This is a genomic window from Jannaschia sp. GRR-S6-38 (genome assembly GCF_029853695.1).
Classification (GTDB): Bacteria; Pseudomonadota; Alphaproteobacteria; order Rhodobacterales; family Rhodobacteraceae; genus Jannaschia; species Jannaschia ovalis.
Genome location: NZ_CP122537.1, coordinates 1,318,416 through 1,336,845, shown reverse-complemented (window position 1 = coordinate 1,336,845; position 18,430 = coordinate 1,318,416). Strand labels below are relative to the sequence as shown.

Genomic DNA, 18,430 nt, shown 5'->3' with positions numbered 1-18,430 from the left:
CGGGTTTTCCTTGATCCGTCCGCGCTTCGGGCGCTTCATCGAGTGACAGGGGCGGGGCCCGCGCGGCCCCGCCCGCCATCCGGGGAGGGATGCGATGTCCGCGACAGACGATTATGAAGGCGCCGCGAGCGGCGCGAAATCCGAGGTCGCCCAGTTCGAGGACCACGATCGCGGGTTCATCGGACGCTTCCACCACGCGCTGCACGTGACGCCCGCGCTGGTGCCGCTGATCGTGCTGGTCAGCGCCATCATCGTCTTCGGGCTGCTGCTCGGGTCGAAATTCTTCTCGCCCTTCGCGCTGACGCTGATCCTGCAGCAGGTGCAGATCGTGGGCATCGTCGCCGCCGCGCAGAGCCTCGTCATCCTGACCGCCGGCATCGACCTGAGCGTGGGCGCGATCGCCGTCATCTCGTCGGTCATCATGGGGCAATTCACCTTCCGCTACGGCCTGCCGGTCGAGATCTCGATCGTCTGCGGCCTCGCCTTCGGCACCGCCATCGGGGCGATCAACGGTTTCCTCGTCGCGGCGATGCGGCTGCCGCCCTTCATCGTGACGCTGGGCATGTGGCAGATCGTGCTGGCGGCGAACTTCCTCTATTCCGCGAACGAGACGATCCGCAGCCAGGAGATCGAGGCCGAGGCGCCGCTGCTGCAGGCGCTGGGCTGGAAGTTCAACCTCGGCGGCGCGGTCTTCACGGTGGGCGTCGTGGTCATGGTCGCGCTGGTCGTGATCCTCGCCTACATCCTGCGCCACACCGCCTGGGGGCGCCACGTCTATGCCGTGGGCGACGACCCGGAGGCGGCGGAGCTGTCGGGCGTCAACGTCAAGCGGACGCTGATTTCGGTCTACGCGACCACGGGCTTCATCTGCGCCATCGCGGGCTGGGCGCTGATCGGGAGGATCGGCTCGGTCTCACCCACCTCGGGACAGCTTCTCAACATCGAGAGCATCACCGCCGTGGTGATCGGCGGCATCAGCCTGTTCGGCGGGCGCGGCTCGATCCTGGGCACGTTCTTCGGGGCGCTGATCGTGGGGGTGTTCACGCTCGGCCTGCGCCTGATGGGCGCGGACGCGCAATGGACCTACCTGCTGATCGGCGTCCTCATCATCGCGGCGGTGGCCGTGGACCAATGGATCCGGAGGGTCTCCGCATGACGACGCCAATCCTGACGGGCCGCGACCTGGTCAAGCGCTACGGGCGGGTCACCGCGCTGGATCACTGCGATTTCGAGCTCTATCCGGGCGAGATCCTCGCGGTGATCGGCGATAACGGCGCGGGCAAGTCGACGCTGATCAAGGCGCTGTCGGGCGCGATCCAGCCCGATGGCGGCAGCGTCCACCTGGAGGGCGCGCAGGTCCATTTCCACTCGCCCAACGACGCGCGGCAGGCGGGGATCGAGACGGTCTACCAGACGCTGGCGATGTCGCCCGCCCTGTCGATCGCCGACAACATGTTCATGGGCCGCGAGCTGCGCCGGCCGGGGATCATGGGCTCGGTTTTCCGCAAGCTCGACCGCAAGCGGATGGAGGAGCTGGCCCGCGAGAAGCTGAACGAGCTGGGGCTGATGACGATCCAGAACATCAACCAGGCGGTGGAGACGCTGTCGGGCGGCCAGCGCCAGGGTGTGGCGGTGGCGCGGGCGGCGGCCTTCGGGTCGAAGGTCATCATCCTCGACGAGCCGACGGCGGCGCTGGGCGTCAAGGAAAGCCGCAAGGTGCTGGAGCTGATCCAGGACGTGCGGTCGCGCGGCATCCCGATCATCCTGATCAGCCACAACATGCCGCATGTCTTCGAGGTGGCCGACCGGATCCATATCCACCGGCTGGGCAAGCGCCTGACGGTGATCGATCCGAAGGATTACACCATGTCCGACGCGGTGGCCTTCATGACCGGCGCCAAGGAGCCGGAACCGGTCGCCGCGTGACCCCCGACGCGCTGGCCGACCGGATCCGGGCGCTGCCCGGCGACCGCGTGCTCGTGGCGCTGGTCGGGCCCCCGGGGGCGGGGAAATCGACCCTGTCGGACGCGCTGCTGGCGGCGTTGGGTGCGGATGCGGCGCTGGTGCCGATGGACGGGTTCCATCTCGACGACCGGGTGCTCGAGGCGCGCGGCCTCCTGCCGCGCAAGGGCGCGCCCGAGACATTCGATATCGGCGGGCTGCGCCGCGCGCTGCAGGGCATCCGCGCGGGCGAGGAGGTGGTGGTGCCGGTCTTCGACCGCGCGCGCGAGATCGCCATCGCCGGGGCGCGGGTGATCCCGGCGGCGGCGCGGGTGGTGCTGGTCGAGGGTAACTGGCTGCTGCTCGACCGCCCGGGCTGGCGCGACCTGGGACCCTGGGACCTGACCGTGCGGCTGGACGTGCCCGAGGCGGAGCTGCGCCGCCGGCTGGAGGAACGCTGGGCGGGGCTGGGCGCCGAGGTGGCGCGCGCGAAGATCGAGGGCAACGACCTGCCCAACGCGCGCACGGTGCGCGACGAGGGCCGGGCGGCGGATGTGGTGATCGCGGGCTAGGGGACGGATCGGCGGACGCGCCCGCCCGTGGGGCCTTCCGGATTCGCTCGGCGTTCTAACCGGCCGCGGCGCGCGCCCTCAGCCGCCGAGCCCCGCGATCCCCATCCCGCCCGCGCCGCGGAACCAGTCGCGCAGGGCGGCGCGCTCCTCCAGGGTGATGCCGGTCAGGTTGGCGGGCGGCATGGCGTGGCTGACGGCCGATTGCAGGTAGATCTGCCGCGCCTGGCCCGCGATATCGGCGCGGGTTTCGAGATGCACGCCCTTGGGCGCCCAGTGCATCCCCTCCCAGACCGGCTCGCGCGCGTGGCACATCGAGCAGCGGCCGAGCACGATGCTCTCGGCCGCCTCGAACCCCTCGGCCGAGGCGAAGCGGAGCTCGTAATCGGTCAGCGGCGCGGCCTCCAGCGCGTCGTAATCGCCGTCCCAGCCGGACGCGGTGGAAAGCCAGGCGATCAGCACGAAGATCACCGCCGTTGCGCCCCAGGTCCAGGCGGGACCCTCGCCGGTGGAGTGCATCGTGTTGAAATAGTGCCGGATCGTGACCCCCATCAGGAAGACCAGCGCGGCGATGATCCAGGCGTATTCGGTGCCGAAGGCCAGCGGGTAGTGGTTTGACAGCATCAGAAAGATGACGGGCAGGGTCAGGTAGTTGTTGTGCGTCGAGCGCAGCTTGGCGATATGGCCGTATTTCGCGTCCGGCACCCGCCCCGCCTTGAGGTCGCCCACCACGATGCGCTGGTTCGGCATGATGATGAAGAAGACGTTGGCCGTCATGATCGTCGCCGTCATCGCGCCCAGGTGCAGAAGGGCGGCGCGGCCGGTGAAGACTTGGTCGAGCGCCCAGGACACCGCGACGATGCCCGCGAAGAGCATGAGCATCACCAGCGTCGGCCGCGTGCGCAGCGGCGATTTGCAGAGCAGGTCGTAGCCGATCCAGCCCACCGCGATGAAGCCCGCCGAGAGCGCGATGGCCTGCCAGGTGGCGAGGTCGGCCTTGTCGGGGTCGATCAGGAAGAGCTCGGCCCCTGCCCAGTAGACCACCATCAGGAGCGCCGCGCCCGAGAGCCAGGTCCAGTAGCTCTGCCATTTGTGCCAGGTCAGGTGCTCGGGCAGGCGGTCGGGGGCCACGGTGTACTTGGTGGTGTGGTAGAAGCCGCCGCCATGCACCTCCCATTCTTCGCCATAGGCGCCTTTGGGCAGGTCGGGCGATTTGCGCAGGGAGAGGTCGAGCGCGATGAAATAGAAGCTCGCCCCGATCCAGGCGATGGCGGTGATGATATGCAGCCAGCGCACCGCGAAGGCGAGCCAGTCCCACATGATGGCCAGGTCGTACATGCGTCGTCCCTTCGTCCGGTCGCCCGTGGCTAGCGCCGCCGGACTTTCTTCGCCATGCTGCAAGTGCGCCAAGGCGTTTCAAAGAAAAGCTGAAGATGAGCTATCTCGACAATATCCGCACCTTCGTCCGCGTCTACGATCTCGGCAACATGTCCGCGGCGGCGCGCGACCAGCGGATCTCGCCCGCCGTCGCCTCGGCCCGCATCTCGCAGCTCGAGGGCCATCTGGGCGTCCGGCTGTTCCAGCGCACCACGCGGCGGCTGAGCCCGACCGAGCAGGGGCGCATCTTCTACGGCGGCGCCTGCGCCGTGCTGGAGGCGGTCGAGACCGCCGAGGCCGAGATCGGCAACGTGACCGAGAACCCGCGCGGGCGGCTGCATGTCGCGGCGCCGCTGGGGCTGGGCCGCCGCCTGATCGCGCCGCATGTGCCCGATTTCGCCGCCCAGTACCCGCTGGTCGACATCCGGCTGCGGCTGAGCGACCGGGTGCTGGACCTGACGGCGGAGGGGCTGGATATCGCCTTCTTCCTGGGCCAGCCCGCGGACAGCTCGCTCAAGATCCGCAAGATCGCCGATTGCCCGCGCGTGCTCTGCGCGAGCCCGGCCTACCTGGCGGCGCGCGGCCATCCGCGCAGCGGGGCCGAGATCGAGCGCGGGCAGCACAATTGCCTGAACCTGCGCTTTCCCGGCGCGACCGAGTTCCAGTGGACGCTGGTGACGCCCGAGGGCCCGCGCCGCTTCGACGTGCGCGGCCGGTTCGAGAGCGACGATGGCGACGTGCTGACCCGCTGGGCGCTGGACGGGGCGGGGATCGCGCTGAAGCCGGTCTTCGAGGTGGCCGATCACCTTGCCTCGGGCGCGCTGGTCGCGGTCTGCGCGGAGACGCCGCCGCAGCCGATCCAGATGGGCTGTCTCTACACGCATCGGCGCCACCAGGACCCGAAGGCGCGGCTGTTCATGGATTTCGCCAGCGCGCGGATCGCGGCGGTGGTGGGCGGCTGAGGCGTCGCGCGCACCGGCGGGCGGCCCGGCGATGCGCGGCCTCGGCCTTCGGCCGATGCTGTTTCGCGCAAGATGAGGGCGGACGGGACGTTGCCCCTCAACTCCCCCGATAGGTCGAATAGCCGAACGGGCTGAGCAGGAGCGGCACGTGGTAATGCGCGGGCTCGGACATGCCGAAGCGGATCGGCACCGTGTCGAGGAAGCGCGGGCTCTCGGGCGGGGTGCCCGATGCGTCGAGATAGGCTCCCGCGTGGAAGACCAGCTCGTAGGTGCCGGTCGCGAATTCGGCCTCGGGCAGGATCGGGCCGTCGGTGCGGCCGTCGGCATTGGTCTCGAGGCGGCGCAGATGGGTGCGGGTCTCGCCCGCGATCCGGTAGAGGTCGATCGCGAGCCCCGCGGCGGGGCAGCCCCGCGCGGTGTCGAGGACATGGGTGGTCAAATATCCGGCCATGCGGCGTCCTCCGGCGGTACGGGGGATCAGGATGCGCGGCGGGGGCTTCGCCGGGAAGCCGAAAAATGCCGACAGAGCTTCAAATCGTTCTTGAAAGCCGGCGCGACGCCGACGCCCTATGGTGGTGCAACCCCGAGAGGACCCGAATGGACCGCTATCCCCGCGACATGCATGGCCACGGCCCCGTCCCCCCGGATCCGAAATGGCCCGGCGGCGCGCGCATCGCCGTCCAGATCGTGCTGAACTACGAGGAGGGGGGCGAGAACAACGTCCTGCATGGCGACCCGGCCTCGGAGGCGTTCCTGTCCGAGATCACCGGCGCGCAGCCCTGGCCCGGGATGCGGCATGCCAACATGGAGTCGCTTTACGAATACGGCGCGCGGGCCGGGTTCTGGCGGCTGCACCGGATGCTGTCGGACCTGCCGGTCACGGTCTACGGCGTGGCCTCGGCGCTGGCGCGCGGCCCCGCGCAGGTCGAGGCGATGCGGGAGGCGGGCTGGGAGATCGCGAGCCACGGTCTGAAATGGATCGAGCACAAGGACATGCCGGAGGCCGAGGAGCGCGCGGCCATCGCCGAAGCGATCCGGCTGCACGCGGAGGTGACGGGCGCGCCGCCGCGGGGCTTCTATTGCGGCCGGTCGAGCCTGAACACGCTGCGGCTGGCCGCCGAGACGGGGCGCTTCGCCTATCTCGCCGACAGCTATGCGGACGAGCTGCCCTATTGGCTGGAAGTCGGCGCGCGCGACCAGCTGGTCGTGCCCTACACGCTGGACGCCAACGATATGCGCTTCGCGATCCAGGCGGGCCATCCGGACGGCGCCTCCTGGGAGACCTATCTGCGCGACAGCTTCGACTGTCTCTGGCGCGAGGGCGGGCGGATGATGTCGGTCGGCCTTCATTGCCGGCTGGCGGGGCGGCCGGGCCGCGCGGAGGCGCTGCGGCGGTTCCTCGACCACGTGCGCGGGCATGAGGGCGTGTGGTTCGCCACGCGCGCGGCGATCGCGGATCATTGGGCTGCGACCCATCCTCCCGTCCGGCGCGCGCGTCCTAGCGCCATGGACCGCGCGGATTTCGTCGCGCGGTTCGGCGGGGTGTTCGAGCATTCGCCCTGGATCGCGGAGCGGGCCCACGCGCTGGAGCTGGGGCCCGCGCATGACAGCGCGGCCGGGCTGCACAACGCGCTGGCGCGGGTGTTCCGCACGGCGGGCCGCGACGAACGGCTGGGTGTGCTGACGGCGCATCCCGACCTCGCCGGCAAGCTGGCCGCGGCGGGACGGCTGACGGCCGAGAGCAGCGCCGAGCAGGCGAGCGCCGGGCTCGACCATCTGACCGATGCGGAGCGGGCGGCCTTCGAGCGCCTGAACGCCGATTACGTCGCGCGGCACGGCTTTCCCTTCATCATCGCCGTGCGCGACCACGACAAGGCGGGGATCATGGCGGCGATGGAGCGGCGGCTGGCGCAGGACACCGAGACCGAGTTCGCCGAGGCCTGCCGCCAGGTCGAGCGCATCGCGCGGCTCCGGCTGGCGGAGATGCTGCCGTGACGCGTCGCGTGCCCGTCCAGCCGCTGACGGCGGAGGGCTTCGCCCCCTTCGGCGACGTGCTGGAAGCGGCGGGTGCGCCGGACCGGATCATCAACGCGGGGCTCTGCGGGCGCTACCACAACCGCGCGCGGCTCGATTTCGGGGACGGGCGCGCGGGACTGTCGATCTTCGACGCCGCGCCGCGCAGCCTGCCCTACCGGCTGGACCTGCTGGAGCGGCATCCCGAGGGCAGCCAGGCTTTCGTGCCGATGCACAGCGCGGAATGGCTGGTGATCGTCGCGCCCGACGCGGGCGGCGTACCGGGCGATCCGCGCGCTTTCCGCGCCGCGCCGGGACAGGCGATCAACTTCCACCGGGGCACCTGGCACGGGGTGCTGACCCCGCTGCACGCGCCCGGCCTGTTCGCCGTGATCGACCGGATCGGGTCGGGGGCGAATCTCGAGGAATACCGGCTCGACCCTCCCTGGGAGGTGACGGACGCGTGAACGCGCCCGCCGGGGAGGGCGGGCCCGGGACGAGGTCAGACAGAGGGACAAACCATGGCAGACACATCCATCGGAACGCCGGCGCAGCTGCGCGATCCGAACTACACCCCGCCGCTTCACAAGGCGATCCCGCTGGGCATCCAGCATGTGCTGGCGATGTTCGTCTCGAACGTCACGCCCGCGATCATCGTGGCGGGCGCGGCGGGCTTCGGCTTCGGCTCGAACTCGCCCGATTTCCCCGAGCTTCTGTATCTCATCCAGATGTCGATGCTCTTCGCGGGCGTCGCCACGCTGCTGCAGACGATCACGATCGGGCCGGTCGGCGCGGCGCTTCCCATCGTGCAGGGCACGAGCTTCGCCTTTCTGCCGATCATGATCCCGCTGGTGGCGGGCCGGGGCGTCGACGCGCTGGCGGCGCTCTTCGGCGGGGTGCTGATCGGCGGCCTGTTCCATGCCGCGATCGGTCTCTTCATCGGGAAGATCCGTTTCGCCCTGCCGCCGCTGGTCACAGGCCTCGTGGTGACGATGATCGGCCTGGCGCTGGTGCGGGTCGGCATCCAATACGCGGCGGGCGGGGTCCCGGCGATCGGGACGCCGGAATACGGCTCGCTCCTGAACTGGTCGGCGGCGCTGGTGGTGATCGTGGTGACGCTGGCGCTGAAGTTCTTCACGCGCGGGATGCTGGCCGTCTCGGCGGTGCTGATCGGGCTGATCGCGGGTTATGTCTACGCGATCGCGGTGGGGATGCTGCCCCTCGACGCGATCACCGGCTCCTGGGAACGCTCGGCCGCCTTCGCGCTGCCGCAGCCGTTCAAATACGGGTTCGAGTTCTCGGTCGCGGCGGTGCTGGGTTTCTGCCTGATGGCCTTCGTCTCGGCCATCGAGACGGTGGGCGACGTGTCGGGCATCGCCAAGGGTGGCGCGGGGCGCGAGGCCACCGACCGCGAGATCCAGGGCGCGACCTATGCCGACGGCCTGGGCACGGCGCTGGCGGGCGTGTTCGGCGGGCTGCCCAACACCTCCTTCAGCCAGAATGTGGGCCTGATCGCCATGACCGGCGTGATGAGCCGCCATGTCGTCACCTGCGGCGCGGTCTTCCTGATCCTCTGCGGGCTGGTCCCGAAGGTGGGCGGGGTGATCCGCACCGTGCCCATCGAGGTGCTGGGCGGCGGCGTGATCGTGATGTTCGGCATGGTGGTCGCGGCGGGCATCTCGATGCTGTCGGACGTGAACTGGAACCGCCGCAACATGGTGATCTTCGCGGTGGCGCTGTCGGTCGGGCTGGGCCTGCAGCTCGAGCCCGACGCGGTGCAGTACCTGCCCGACTCGGCGCGGGTGCTGATGGTCTCGGGCCTGCTGCCCGCGGCCTTCATCGCGATCGTGCTGAACCTGGTTCTGCCCGAAGACCTGGCCGAGGAGGCGACCGACCCGGTCGCGGGCGGCCTGTCGGGCAAGGAGAGCTGGGGCAAGTCGCCCGAGGGCGTGCCGCTGGAGACGCCGCGCCACTGAAGGCGCGGATGCGGGGAGGGGAGGGGCGGCCTGCGGGTCGCCCCTTCTTGCTTCCGAGGTGGGGGTCACCCTCAGGGGCGGCACGGAGTCGAGGGCCGTCAGGCCCGCCGTGCCAGCGCCGGTCCGGACCCGCGGACCGGCGCTCTGACTGCCGTGGCGCGCAGCGGCTGGGTTATTCGGATGTTGCCGCCATAAAGCGTACTGCTTCGTCGTTTTTGCGCCGATCCCCGGACCGGCGCTGGCCCGGACCCTAGCGCCGCAGGTTCAGCGGCGCGTGGCGGTTGACGTCCTTGTAGAGCAGGTAGCGGAACGGGCCCGGCCCGCCGGCGTAGCAGGCCTGCGGGCAGAAGGCGCGCAGCCACATGTAGTCGCCGGCTTCGACCTCGACCCAGTCGCGGTTGAGTCGGTAGACCGCCTTGCCCTCCAGCACGTAGAGCCCGTGCTCCATCACGTGCGTCTCCAGGAAGGGGATGACCGCGCCGGGCTGCAGGGTGACGATGGTGACATGCATGTCGTGACGCAGGTCGGCGGGATCGGCGAAACGCGTGGTGGCCCAGCGCCCCTCGGTGCCCGGCATGGGCATGGGCGGGGTCGCCGCGTCGGAGGTGATGATGGGGTCGGGCGGGTCGAGCCCAGGCGCGGCCTCCCACGCCTTGCGGATCCAGTGGAAGCGGGCGGGCGCGTCGCCCTCCGCGCGCAGGGTCCAGGCGGCGCCAGGCGGGACATAGGCGTAGCCACCGGGTTCCAGCGCATGCGCGGCGCCGTCGATGGTCAGCGCGACCCGGCCCTCGGTGACGAAGAGCGCGCCTTGGGCCCCGGCGTCGGGTTCGGTCGCGTCCGAGCCGCCGCCGGGCTGCACCTCCATCACGTAATGGCTGAAGGTCTCGGCGAAGCCGGTCATCGGCCGGGCGATCACCCAAAGGCGGGTGGCGTCCCAATGCGGCAAGGCCGAGGTGGTGATGTCGCGCATCGTGCCCTGCGGGATCACGGCATAGGCCTCGGTGAAGACCGCGCGGCCGGTCAGCAGGTCGGTCTGGGGCGGGTGGCCGCCGCTTGGGGCGAAATAATCGGGCATGGGGCGTCCTCGGCGGTTCGCGGCAGCATCGCGCGGCGGGATTTCCCCGGCTAGGCGCGAAAACGCTGAAGGATTTGACGGCTATGCGCGAGAATGGCCGTCAGGCCGGCTGCGCCTCGCCCCGGATGCGCCGGCGGGCACGGGCGTAGAGCGAGGCATAGGCCGGCACCAGCACCATCTGCAGCACCGAGACGAAGGCCACGCCGAAGCCCAGCGACACGGCCGTGGGGATCAGGAACTGCGCCTGCACCGAGGTCTCGAGGATCAGCGGCGTGATCCCCAGCACGGTGGTCAGCGTCGTCAGGATCACCGGGCGGAATCGCCCGAGCGTGGCATCGGCGATGGCGTCCATCGGGTCTTGGCCGTCGTCCTCGGCCTCCATGATGTAGTCGACGATCAGCAGCGCGTCGTTCACGATCACGCCGGCGAGCCCGACCACGCCGAACATCGACAGGAGCGTCAGGTTCAGGCCCAGCGCGGCATGGCCGAAGATCGCGCCGACCAGGCCGAAGGGCACGATCCCCAGCACGATCAGCGGCCGCAGGTAGCTGCCGAAGGCCAGCGATAGCGTGGCGTAGATCGCGAAGAGCGCGAGCGAGAAGTTGAAGGCGAGCGCGGGGCCGAAGCGGCCCGCCTCCTCCTGCTCGCCGCCGGTGGCGACCGAGACGCCGGGCAGGTCGCGCTCGATCTCGGGGACGACGTTCTGCAGCACCCAGGCGGTCTCGGCCCCGCCGGTGGTGACGGATTGGTCGGTATCGGCCTCGATCACGGCGATGCGGCGGCCGTCGACGCGGGTGATCTCGGTCGGGGCCGGGCGGAATTCGAGATCCGCCAGCAGCGACAGCGGCACCAGCCCGCCCGACGCGGTCGGGATGCGCAGCTCGGAGAGGTCGGCGATCGAGTCGCGCTGCTCGCCGGGCAGGCGCAGTCGGATATCGACCTCCTCGCGCGAGCGGGCGAACTGGTCGATCACCGCGCCGTAGACCGCTGCGCGCAGCTCCCGCGCCAGATCGGCCTGGCTGACGCCGTAGGCGCGGGCGGCCGGCTTCAGCGAAACGGCGACCTCGCGCGAGGACGAAAAGCGGTCGTCGCGCAGGTCGAACACGCCGTCGCGTCCCGCAAGCGCGCTGCGGATGCGCGCGACGGCCTCGTCGCGGCGGGCCTCGTCGCGGGCGGCCACCTCGAGCGAGATCGGCGCCCCGATCGAGACGGTCGATGCGGAGAAGACCACCTCGCGCGCGCCGGGCACCTCGCCCACGGCCTCGCGCCAGCGGTCGCGGAAGTCGCGCGCCGTCGTCTGCCGCGTGGCGCCGTCCTTCAGCCGCGCGGCGATGGTCGCGACGCTGCCGGGGGCCACGCCGCCGCCCCCGCCCGGCCCGCCCTGGGTGGCGAAACCGATCTGGACCGAGGTGCCGCGCAACAGCCCGTCCTCGCCGATGGCCGCGGCGGCGGCCTCGGCGGCCTCGACGAACTGGGTGGCGCGGCGCGCGGTCTCGGCGGCGGAGGTGCCTTCGGGCATCGACAGCTCGGCGGTGACGAAATTGCCGGCGATGGCCGGGAAGAAGACGAAGCGCACGGTGCCGCCCGCGATCAGCCCGATCGCCAGCGCGGCGACCGCGAGGCAGGAGGCGATGGTGAAGACCGGGTGGAAGACCGCGCCGCGCACGAGGGGCCGCACGACGCGGGCGGTGAACCAGGAGAACCCGCGATCGACCTTGCGGCGCAGCCATTCGGTCGCGCGGCGTGGCGAGTAGCGGCGCGGATCGGTCAGGCGGATATGCGACAGGTGGCGCGGCAGGATCAGGAAGCTTTCCACCATCGAGATGACGAGAAGGTAGATCACCACCGCCGCGACCGGCGCGATGAAGCTGCCCGACGAGCCGGGCAGGAACAGCAGCGGCACGAAGGCCGCGATCGAGGTGGTCACCGAGAAGAGCACCGGCCGCCAGACGCGCAGCACCGCGCGCTTGGCCGCGCCCTCGGGCGAGCCCTCGCCGTCCTCGAGCTCGGCGAAGGTGCGCTCGCCCACGACGATGGCGTCGTCGACCACGATCCCGAGCGCAAGGATGAAGCCGAAGAGCGAGAGCTGGTTGATGGTCGTGCCGAAGGCCAGCATCAGGGCGAAGGCGCCGACGAAGGTCACCGCGACGCCGGTCGCCACCCAGAAGGCCACGCGCAGGTCCAGAAACAGCGTGAGCAGGCCCAGCACAAGCGCAATGCCGATGGCGGCGTTCTTGGCCAGAAGGCTGATGCGGCCGCGCAGGCTGTCGGCCTCGTCGCGCCAGATCTCGGCGGTGACGCCGGGGGGCAGGGTCGGGCGCAGCTCCTCCTCGAGATAGACGGTGGCGGCGTCGGCCACGGTCAGGACCTGCTCGCCGCCCGCGCGGTTGATCGACAGGAAGGCCGCGGGCCGCCCGTTCACGCGGGCGACGATATCGGTCTCGGCCAGGCCTTCGGTGATCGTGGCGATGTCGCCCAGCCGGACCCGCGCGCCGGACGGGTCGGTGAAGAGCACCTTGGCGCGCAGTTCGGCCGCGGTCTGCGCCTCGCCCACGGTGCGCAGCTGGATGTCGCGCGTGCCGGTGTCGATGGTGCCCCCGGACAGGTCCTGCACCTGCGCGGAAATCAGCGCCCCGAGCTGAGTCAGGCCCAGCCCGTACTGGCGCAGCCGGTCGCGCGAGATCGCGATCTCGACGATGTCGGTGCGGGTGCCGAGGATGTCGACCTGGCTCACATCGGGCAGCGCCGTCAGCCCGTCGCGGGCGCGCTCGGCCAGCGCCTTGAGCGCCAGGTCGTCGACGGGCCCGTGCAGCGCGATCTGCACCGCGAGTTCGTTCGGCTCGACCTCGGTCACGCGGGGTTGCTCGGCGGCGGCGGGGAAGGTGGTGATGCGGGCGATTTCGGTCTCGATATCGTCCTTCACGGCACTTAGATCCGCGCCGCGCGTCAACTCGGCCGTCACGGTGCCGATATTGGACGTGGCGGTGGAGGACAGCTTGCGAACGCCTTCGAGCCCCTGCAGCCGTTCCTCGATCGGGGTGAGGATGGCGTCGGCGACCTCGGAGGGCGTGGCGCCGGGATAGGCGACGTTGACCGCGATGGCCTGGGTGGCGATCTCGGGGAAGGTGCGGACGGTCAGCGTGGCCATGGCGGCCAGCCCGCTGGCGATCAGCGCGGCCATCAGCAGGTTGGCGGCGACGGCGTTCGTCAGGAACCAGCGGATGAGGCCGGTCATCCGCCGTCGGGCAGGCGCACCGCCTGCCCCTCCGCCGCCTCGGGAAGCTCGCTCAGGAGAACGCGGTCGCCGGGTTGCAGGGGCCCGGCGCGCAGGATCACGCGCTCGCCTTCGGCCACGGTCTCGCGGCGCAGAAGCTCGGGCCGGGTCGCCTCTAGCGCGCCGTCGGCGATGCGCCAGACGATGCCGCCGGGCTTGAGCGCGCGGGCGGGCAGAGCCACGGCGCCCGCGCCCTCGATCTCGACCGGCATCTCGAGGGTCAGAAGCTCGCCCAGCCTCAGAGGCCGCGCCCCGGGCGGCGCGTCGGCGCCGGGGGCGAAGGGGTCGGGGATCGTCACGATCAGCGGCAGGGTGCGCGTGCCGTCGAGGATCTGCGGCCCGATGGCGGTGACGGTGCCTTCGGCGATGGGCCGCTCGACCCCGATGCCGGCCGGCCCGTCGGAGAGCACGCGCACCAGCGCGCCGCGCAGCGCGTCGAGTTCGGGCAGGAGGGGCAGGTCGTTGGGCACGAGCCCCAGCTCCGCCTCCGCCGCGTCCCAAGGAGCCAGGACGCCCACCGGCTGCCCGGCGGGGGCGAGGTCGCCGGGATCGGCATCGGCGGCGACCACGAGGGCCTCGAACGGGGCGCGGATCTCGGTGTCGCGAAGCCTGTCGGCGGCCAGCGCGGCATCGGCGCGCGCGGTCTCGAGCGCGGCCTCGGCGGAGGCGAGCGCGACCAGCGTGGCCTGCAGTACCGCCTCGGCGACGACGCCGCGCTCCTCGAGCTCGCGCTGGCGCTCGGCTTCGATCCGGGCCTCGGTGACGGCGGCGCGGGCCTCGGCCACGCGGGCCCGGGCGGCGGCGCGCTCGGCTTTGATCCGCGTGGGATCGAGCCGGATCAGCACCGTCCCCTCGGCCACGCGGCGGCCGGCGTCGAATTCGGGCGCGACCTCGGTGATGCGGGCGGTGATCTCGGGGGCGACGGGCACCTCGCCCTTGGGTCGCAGGAAGGCGGTCTGGCGCACGGCGAAGCGCGTCGCGTCTTCGACGGTGGCGGCCTCGATCAGCGGAGGCGGGGGCGGCTGCGTCTCCTGCGCGGGGGCGGGGCGCGACAGCCACCAGTAGCCCGCGCCGCCGAGGCCCAGCACCACCAACCCGGCCAGGAACCACAGCCAGGCGCTGCCGCCCCGGTCGTCGGTCTTGTTGGCCATGTCAGTCGTCCCCGCCATCGCGGGTCAGCACCGCGCGGCCTTCGCGGGGCGAAAAATGCAGCGCCATGAAGGGCACGCGCCGGGGTCCGTCCTCGCCCGCGCCCTCGATCAGGACGGCGCCGAGCCTGCCGGTCTCGGGGTCGGCGATGATGTCCTGCAGGGTGCCGATCCGAGTGCCGGCGGCGTCCTCGACCGGCAGGCCGAGCAGGGATGCGAGCGCGATCTCGTCTGGGCCGTCGCGATCATCGGTGCCTTCGCCGTTGCGGGGCACCGCGCGGGCGGGCCGGGGCGAGACGGTCACGATCCGCGGCGCGGGCGGGTCGGTGCGGGGCGGGGAGGCCGCCGTGTTGCCGGAAAGCGGGACGACCTGCGGCACGCCGCTCCCGTCGGTTGCGGCGATCTCCGCGGCGAGGCCGTCCTGCGCGGCGGCGGGCGCGGCGGCGAGGCCGGCGATCAGAACGAGGAGGCGCGTCATCGGGCGGTCTTTCGCGGAGCGGGTCCGCCGAAGACCTAGGCGCGGGCCGCGGGTTGTCGACCGCGGGGGCGCTAGAGCCCGCCGATCTCGCGCAGGGCGGCGACGATGGCGGCCACGCCCTCGTCCCGGCGCAGGCTGGCGAAGAGGAAGGGGCGGTCGCCGCGCATCCGCGCCGCGTCGTGCCGCATCACGTCGAGCGAGGCGCCGACATGGGGCGCGAGATCGGTCTTGTTGATGACCATCAGGTCCGAGCGGGTGATCGCCGGGCCGCCCTTGCGCGGGATCTCCTCGCCGGCGGCGACGTCGATCACGTAGATCGTCACGTCGGCCAACTCGGGCGAGAAGGTGGCCGAGAGGTTGTCGCCCCCGCTCTCGATCAGCACGAGGTCGAGATCCGGGAGCCGGTCGCGCAGCGCCGCGATGGCGGCGAGGTTGATCGAGGCGTCCTCGCGGATGGCGGTGTGCGGGCAGCCGCCGGTCTCGACCCCCATCACGCGTTCGGCGGGCAGGATCTGCATCCGCATCAGCGCCTCGGCATCCTCCTGCGTGTAAATGTCGTTGGTGATAACGGCGAGCGACAGCTCGTCCTTCAGGGCCTGCGCCAGCTTTGCGGTCAGCGTGGTCTTGCCCGCGCCGACCGGGCCGCCGATGCCGACGCGCAGGGGACCGTTCGGGTTCGTCATGGGGCGGGCCTTTCGCGTGTTTCGGACGGGGCGCCGGGGGCGCTGCCCCCTGGACCCCCGAGGTCTTTCCCGCCAGAGGACGCGGCCGTCATCATGTCTGGAAGAGCCGCGGGGCCTGGATTTCGTGGCGCATGGCGGCGATCTCCGACAGGAAGGCGGTGGTGGCGAGGTCGTCGAGCGTGGCGTCGCGGCTGGCCCCGGCGATCTCGGTGACGACGGGCGCGAGCGCGGCGAGGATGCGCTGGCCCTCGGTCTGGCCCAGCGGCAGCAGGCGCTGGGCGCAGGCGACGAGGTTCGCGGCGAAGGCCTGCAGGGAGAGCGCGCAGGCGTCGTCGGGGTCGAGCGCGGCCAGCCGGGTGGCGCGGCCCACGGCGACGGGCAGCAGCATCGGGGGCAGGTCGAAGCCCCAGATGGCGGCGGTGGTGCGCGCGAAGGCGGCGCCCTGCCGCGCGCTCTCGGCCAGCCGCTCGGCCCCGCCGGCGAAGGCCCGGGCCTCAACGTCGAGCCGGGCGAGGGCCGCGCCCTCGGCGTCATGGGCGAGGCGCAGCAGGATCGCGTCCGACCGCCCGGCCCCGTGGCGCAGCGTGTCGTCGAGCCAGCCCTGGAGCGTGTCGGCCACGACCCAGCCCTCGGCCACCGCGGCCTCTAGGCCGTGCGAGAAGGCGAAGGATCCCAGCGGGTAGGCGGGCGAGAGCCATTGCGCGAGCGTCAGCAGGCGGGGGTCAGTGGGCATGGGCGCTGTTGCCGTGCGCATGGGCATGGGTGCGGCCATGGCCATAGGCGCCGCCTTCGGGGGTGAAGGGCGCCGTGGCCTCGGTCAGGGTCGCGCCCAGATGGTCCAGCATATGCGCGATGACCGGGTCGCGGCGGATCACCAGCTGGTCCGCGCCGATCTGGCAGGGCGTGTGGCGGTTCCCGATATGCCAGGCCAGCCGCGCGAGGTCGGGGCCGGTGACGCGCAGGACCGGCTCGGGTGCCGCGCGGATCGCGATGCGGCTGCCGTCATCCAGTTCCAGCGCGTCGCCATCCTCGAGCGACGTGGTCTGGGCCAAGTCCACAACGAAGGCGGTGCCGTCTTCCGCGACCAGTCGCTTGCGGCGCAGGAAGCGCGCCTCGTAGTCGAGCGCGATGCTCCGGGCGGGACCGGTCCAGTCGCCGGCGCGCAGGAGGGTGCGGGCGACGGGCGCCGCCGGGCGCGACGGGTCGAGGGCCCCCGTCAAAACAGGAAATACCGCTGCGCCATGGGCAGCACCTCGGCGGGTTCGCAGGTCAGGAGCTCGCCATCGGCGCGGACCTCGTAGGTCTCGGGGTTCACCTCGACCTGCGGCGTGGCGTCGTTGAGCTTGAGGTCGCGCTTGCCGATATCGCGGGTGCCGCGCACGGCGAGCGTGTCCTTGGCGAGGCCCAGCGACGCGCCCAGCCCGTCGGCCTGCGCGGCCTCGGAGACGAAGATCACGGCCGAGCGTTCCACGGCCCGGCCGAGCGCCGCAAACATCGAACGGGAATGCACCGGCTGGGGCGTCGGGATCGAGGCGTTCGGGTCGCCCATCTGCGCCAGCACGATGGAGCCGCCGAGCAGCACCATCTCGGGCTTCACGCCGAAGAAGGCCGGGTCCCAGAGGCAGAGATCGGCGCGCTTGCCCGGCTCGATCGAGCCGATCTCATGCGCCATGCCATGCGCGATGGCGGGATTGATCGTGTATTTCGCGATGTAACGGCGCACCCGCATGTTGTCGTTGGCGCCCGTCTCCTCGGGCAGGCGGCCGCGCTGGCGCTTCATCTTGTCGGCGGTCTGCCAGGTGCGGATCAGCACCTCGCCCACGCGGCCCATGGCCTGGCTGTCCGAGGCGATGATCGAGAAGGCGCCCATGTCGTGCAGGATGTCCTCGGCGGCGATGGTCTCGCGCCGGATCCGGCTCTCGGCGAAGGCGATGTCCTCGGGGATCGACTTGTCGAGATGGTGGCAGACCATGAGCATGTCGAGATGTTCTTCGACCGTGTTCACGGTGAAGGGCCGGGTGGGGTTGGTCGAAGAGGGCAGCACGTGGTCCAGGCCGCAGATGCGGATGATGTCGGGCGCGTGCCCGCCGCCCGCGCCCTCGGTGTGGAAGGCGTGGATGGTGCGGCCCTTCATGGCGGCGACCGTGTCCTCGACGAAGCCGGATTCGTTGAGCGTGTCGGTGTGGATCATCACCTGCACGTCCATGTCGTCGGCCACCGAGAGGCAGCAGTCGATGGCGGCGGGGGTGGTGCCCCAGTCCTCGTGCAGTTTGAGCGCGCAGGCGCCGGCCTTCACCATCTCGACCAGCGCCTCGGGGCGCGACGCGTTGCCCTTGCCCGAGAGGCCGAAATTCATCGGCAGCCCGTCCAGCGCCTGCAGCATCCGCCCGATATGCCAAGGCCCGGGCGTGCAGGTGGTGGCGAGCGTGCCATGGGCCGGGCCGGTGCCGCCGCCCAGCATGGTGGTCACGCCGGAATGCAGCGCGTCGTCGACTTGTTGGGGGCAGATGAAGTGAATGTGGCTGTCGAAGGCACCCGCGGTCAGGATGCGCCCTTCGCCGGCGATGATCTCGGTCGCCGGGCCGATGACGATGTCGACGCCGTCCTGGGTGTCCGGGTTGCCGGCCTTGCCGATCTTCAGGATGCGCCCGTCGCGCAGGCCCACATCGGCCTTCACGATGCCGGTCCAGTCGACGATCAGCGCGTTGGTGATGACCGTGTCGGCGGTGCCCTCGGCGCGGGTGCGTTGGGACTGGCCCATGCCGTCGCGGATCACCTTGCCGCCGCCGAACTTCACCTCCTCGCCATAGGTGGTCAGGTCGCGCTCGACCTCGATGACCAGTTCGGTATCGGCCAGCCGCAGCCGGTCGCCCGTGGTGGGGCCGAACATGGCGGCGTAATCGGCGCGGGGGATGCGTGCGGGCATGGCGGTCC

17 protein-coding genes are annotated in these 18,430 nt (G+C 71.4%); 7 read left to right on the top strand and 10 right to left on the bottom strand.

Annotation, left to right across the window (positions count from 1 at the left end):
* Positions 1 to 94 precede the first annotated feature (94 nt).
* The 3 genes from P8627_RS06945 to P8627_RS06935 are packed head-to-tail and all read left to right on the top strand — an operon-like array spanning position 95 to position 2,513.
* Entirely contained in the window at positions 95 to 1,156 is a 1,062-nt protein-coding gene (locus tag P8627_RS06945) for an ABC transporter permease (RefSeq protein ID WP_279967010.1), read from the top strand.
* On the top strand, positions 1,153 to 1,926 hold the full coding sequence (locus P8627_RS06940; protein WP_279967009.1) for an ATP-binding cassette domain-containing protein: 774 nt from the start codon (positions 1,153 to 1,155) through the stop codon (positions 1,924 to 1,926). The genes P8627_RS06945 and P8627_RS06940 overlap by 4 nt, the downstream gene beginning before the upstream one ends.
* Complete coding sequence (locus tag P8627_RS06935) at positions 1,923 to 2,513, top strand: AAA family ATPase (RefSeq protein ID WP_279967008.1); 591 nt, start codon at positions 1,923 to 1,925, stop codon at positions 2,511 to 2,513. The genes P8627_RS06940 and P8627_RS06935 overlap by 4 nt, the downstream gene beginning before the upstream one ends.
* A gap of 78 nt (positions 2,514 to 2,591) precedes the next feature.
* On the opposite strand, the gene P8627_RS06930 is transcribed toward P8627_RS06935, so the two are convergent.
* Positions 2,592 to 3,848 (bottom strand): urate hydroxylase PuuD, encoded by a 1,257-nt coding sequence (locus tag P8627_RS06930; RefSeq protein ID WP_279967007.1) that lies wholly within the window; start codon positions 3,846 to 3,848, stop codon positions 2,592 to 2,594.
* A gap of 95 nt (positions 3,849 to 3,943) precedes the next feature.
* On the opposite strand from P8627_RS06930, the gene P8627_RS06925 reads away from it, so the two are divergent.
* Positions 3,944 to 4,849, top strand: a complete 906-nt coding sequence (locus tag P8627_RS06925; protein ID WP_279967006.1) for a LysR family transcriptional regulator — start codon at positions 3,944 to 3,946, stop codon at positions 4,847 to 4,849.
* Positions 4,850 to 4,946: 97 nt separating this feature from the next.
* On the opposite strand, the gene uraH is transcribed toward P8627_RS06925, so the two are convergent.
* On the bottom strand, positions 4,947 to 5,300 hold the full coding sequence (gene uraH / locus P8627_RS06920) for a hydroxyisourate hydrolase (RefSeq protein WP_279967004.1): 354 nt from the start codon (positions 5,298 to 5,300) through the stop codon (positions 4,947 to 4,949).
* 146 nt (positions 5,301 to 5,446) lie between these two features.
* Here uraH and puuE point away from each other — a divergent pair, with 146 nt between their 5' ends.
* Genes puuE through P8627_RS06905 form a run of 3 tightly spaced genes read left to right on the top strand, consistent with a single transcriptional unit; the run spans position 5,447 to position 8,838 of the window.
* Positions 5,447 to 6,844: an allantoinase PuuE gene (gene puuE / locus P8627_RS06915; RefSeq protein ID WP_279967003.1), complete on the top strand. Its 1,398-nt coding sequence runs from the start codon at positions 5,447 to 5,449 to the stop codon at positions 6,842 to 6,844.
* Positions 6,841 to 7,329: an ureidoglycolate lyase gene (locus tag P8627_RS06910; protein WP_279967002.1), complete on the top strand. Its 489-nt coding sequence runs from the start codon at positions 6,841 to 6,843 to the stop codon at positions 7,327 to 7,329. Before puuE ends, P8627_RS06910 begins: the two co-directional genes overlap by 4 nt.
* Before the next feature lie 54 nt (positions 7,330 to 7,383).
* Positions 7,384 to 8,838, top strand: coding sequence for a uracil-xanthine permease family protein (locus P8627_RS06905; RefSeq protein WP_279967001.1), 1,455 nt, complete (start codon positions 7,384 to 7,386; stop codon positions 8,836 to 8,838).
* Positions 8,839 to 9,088: 250 nt separating this feature from the next.
* Here P8627_RS06905 and P8627_RS06900 read toward each other — a convergent pair whose 3' ends face one another.
* The 8 genes from P8627_RS06900 to ureC form a co-directional block, all read right to left on the bottom strand.
* Complete coding sequence (locus P8627_RS06900; RefSeq protein ID WP_279967000.1) at positions 9,089 to 9,913, bottom strand: bifunctional allantoicase/(S)-ureidoglycine aminohydrolase; 825 nt, start codon at positions 9,911 to 9,913, stop codon at positions 9,089 to 9,091.
* Positions 9,914 to 10,013: 100 nt separating this feature from the next.
* Positions 10,014 to 13,148 (bottom strand): efflux RND transporter permease subunit, encoded by a 3,135-nt coding sequence (locus P8627_RS06895; protein WP_279966998.1) that lies wholly within the window; start codon positions 13,146 to 13,148, stop codon positions 10,014 to 10,016.
* Entirely contained in the window at positions 13,145 to 14,338 is a 1,194-nt protein-coding gene (locus P8627_RS06890) for an efflux RND transporter periplasmic adaptor subunit (RefSeq protein ID WP_279966997.1), read from the bottom strand. The genes P8627_RS06895 and P8627_RS06890 overlap by 4 nt, the downstream gene beginning before the upstream one ends.
* Before the next feature lies 1 nt (position 14,339).
* The gene (locus P8627_RS06885; protein WP_279966995.1) at positions 14,340 to 14,813 is read right to left on the bottom strand and encodes a PRC-barrel domain-containing protein; all 474 of its coding nucleotides are present in this window, start codon (positions 14,811 to 14,813) and stop codon (positions 14,340 to 14,342) included.
* 71 nt (positions 14,814 to 14,884) lie between these two features.
* Complete coding sequence (gene ureG / locus P8627_RS06880) at positions 14,885 to 15,496, bottom strand: urease accessory protein UreG (RefSeq protein WP_279966993.1); 612 nt, start codon at positions 15,494 to 15,496, stop codon at positions 14,885 to 14,887.
* A 91-nt stretch (positions 15,497 to 15,587) separates the two neighbouring features.
* Positions 15,588 to 16,229, bottom strand: coding sequence for an urease accessory protein UreF (locus tag P8627_RS06875; RefSeq protein WP_279966992.1), 642 nt, complete (start codon positions 16,227 to 16,229; stop codon positions 15,588 to 15,590).
* Positions 16,219 to 16,716, bottom strand: a complete 498-nt coding sequence (locus tag P8627_RS06870; RefSeq protein ID WP_279966991.1) for an urease accessory protein UreE — start codon at positions 16,714 to 16,716, stop codon at positions 16,219 to 16,221. The genes P8627_RS06875 and P8627_RS06870 overlap by 11 nt, the downstream gene beginning before the upstream one ends.
* Positions 16,713 to 18,422 carry an urease subunit alpha gene (ureC, locus tag P8627_RS06865; RefSeq protein ID WP_279966989.1) on the bottom strand — a complete coding sequence of 570 codons (1,710 nt, stop codon included), beginning with the start codon at positions 18,420 to 18,422 and terminating at the stop codon, positions 16,713 to 16,715. The genes P8627_RS06870 and ureC overlap by 4 nt, the downstream gene beginning before the upstream one ends.
* Between the last annotated feature and the right edge of the window lie 8 nt (positions 18,423 to 18,430).

What these genes read in the sequence shown, in the direction of transcription:
- P8627_RS06945 (WP_279967010.1), top strand. Translation starts at nt 95, where the DNA reads ATGTCCGCGACAGACGATTATGAAGGCGCCGCGAGCGGCGCGAAATCC.
- P8627_RS06940 (WP_279967009.1), top strand. Translation starts at nt 1,153, where the DNA reads ATGACGACGCCAATCCTGACGGGCCGCGACCTGGTCAAGCGCTACGGG.
- P8627_RS06930 (WP_279967007.1), bottom strand. Translation starts at nt 3,848, where the DNA reads ATGTACGACCTGGCCATCATGTGGGACTGGCTCGCCTTCGCGGTGCGC.
- P8627_RS06925 (WP_279967006.1), top strand. Translation starts at nt 3,944, where the DNA reads ATGAGCTATCTCGACAATATCCGCACCTTCGTCCGCGTCTACGATCTC.
- uraH (WP_279967004.1), bottom strand. Translation starts at nt 5,300, where the DNA reads ATGGCCGGATATTTGACCACCCATGTCCTCGACACCGCGCGGGGCTGC.
- puuE (WP_279967003.1), top strand. Translation starts at nt 5,447, where the DNA reads ATGGACCGCTATCCCCGCGACATGCATGGCCACGGCCCCGTCCCCCCG.
- P8627_RS06905 (WP_279967001.1), top strand. Translation starts at nt 7,384, where the DNA reads ATGGCAGACACATCCATCGGAACGCCGGCGCAGCTGCGCGATCCGAAC.
- P8627_RS06900 (WP_279967000.1), bottom strand. Translation starts at nt 9,913, where the DNA reads ATGCCCGATTATTTCGCCCCAAGCGGCGGCCACCCGCCCCAGACCGAC.
- P8627_RS06895 (WP_279966998.1), bottom strand. Translation starts at nt 13,148, where the DNA reads ATGACCGGCCTCATCCGCTGGTTCCTGACGAACGCCGTCGCCGCCAAC.
- P8627_RS06890 (WP_279966997.1), bottom strand. Translation starts at nt 14,338, where the DNA reads ATGGCCAACAAGACCGACGACCGGGGCGGCAGCGCCTGGCTGTGGTTC.
- P8627_RS06885 (WP_279966995.1), bottom strand. Translation starts at nt 14,813, where the DNA reads ATGACGCGCCTCCTCGTTCTGATCGCCGGCCTCGCCGCCGCGCCCGCC.
- ureG (WP_279966993.1), bottom strand. Translation starts at nt 15,496, where the DNA reads ATGACGAACCCGAACGGTCCCCTGCGCGTCGGCATCGGCGGCCCGGTC.
- P8627_RS06875 (WP_279966992.1), bottom strand. Translation starts at nt 16,229, where the DNA reads ATGCCCACTGACCCCCGCCTGCTGACGCTCGCGCAATGGCTCTCGCCC.
- ureC (WP_279966989.1), bottom strand. Translation starts at nt 18,422, where the DNA reads ATGCCCGCACGCATCCCCCGCGCCGATTACGCCGCCATGTTCGGCCCC.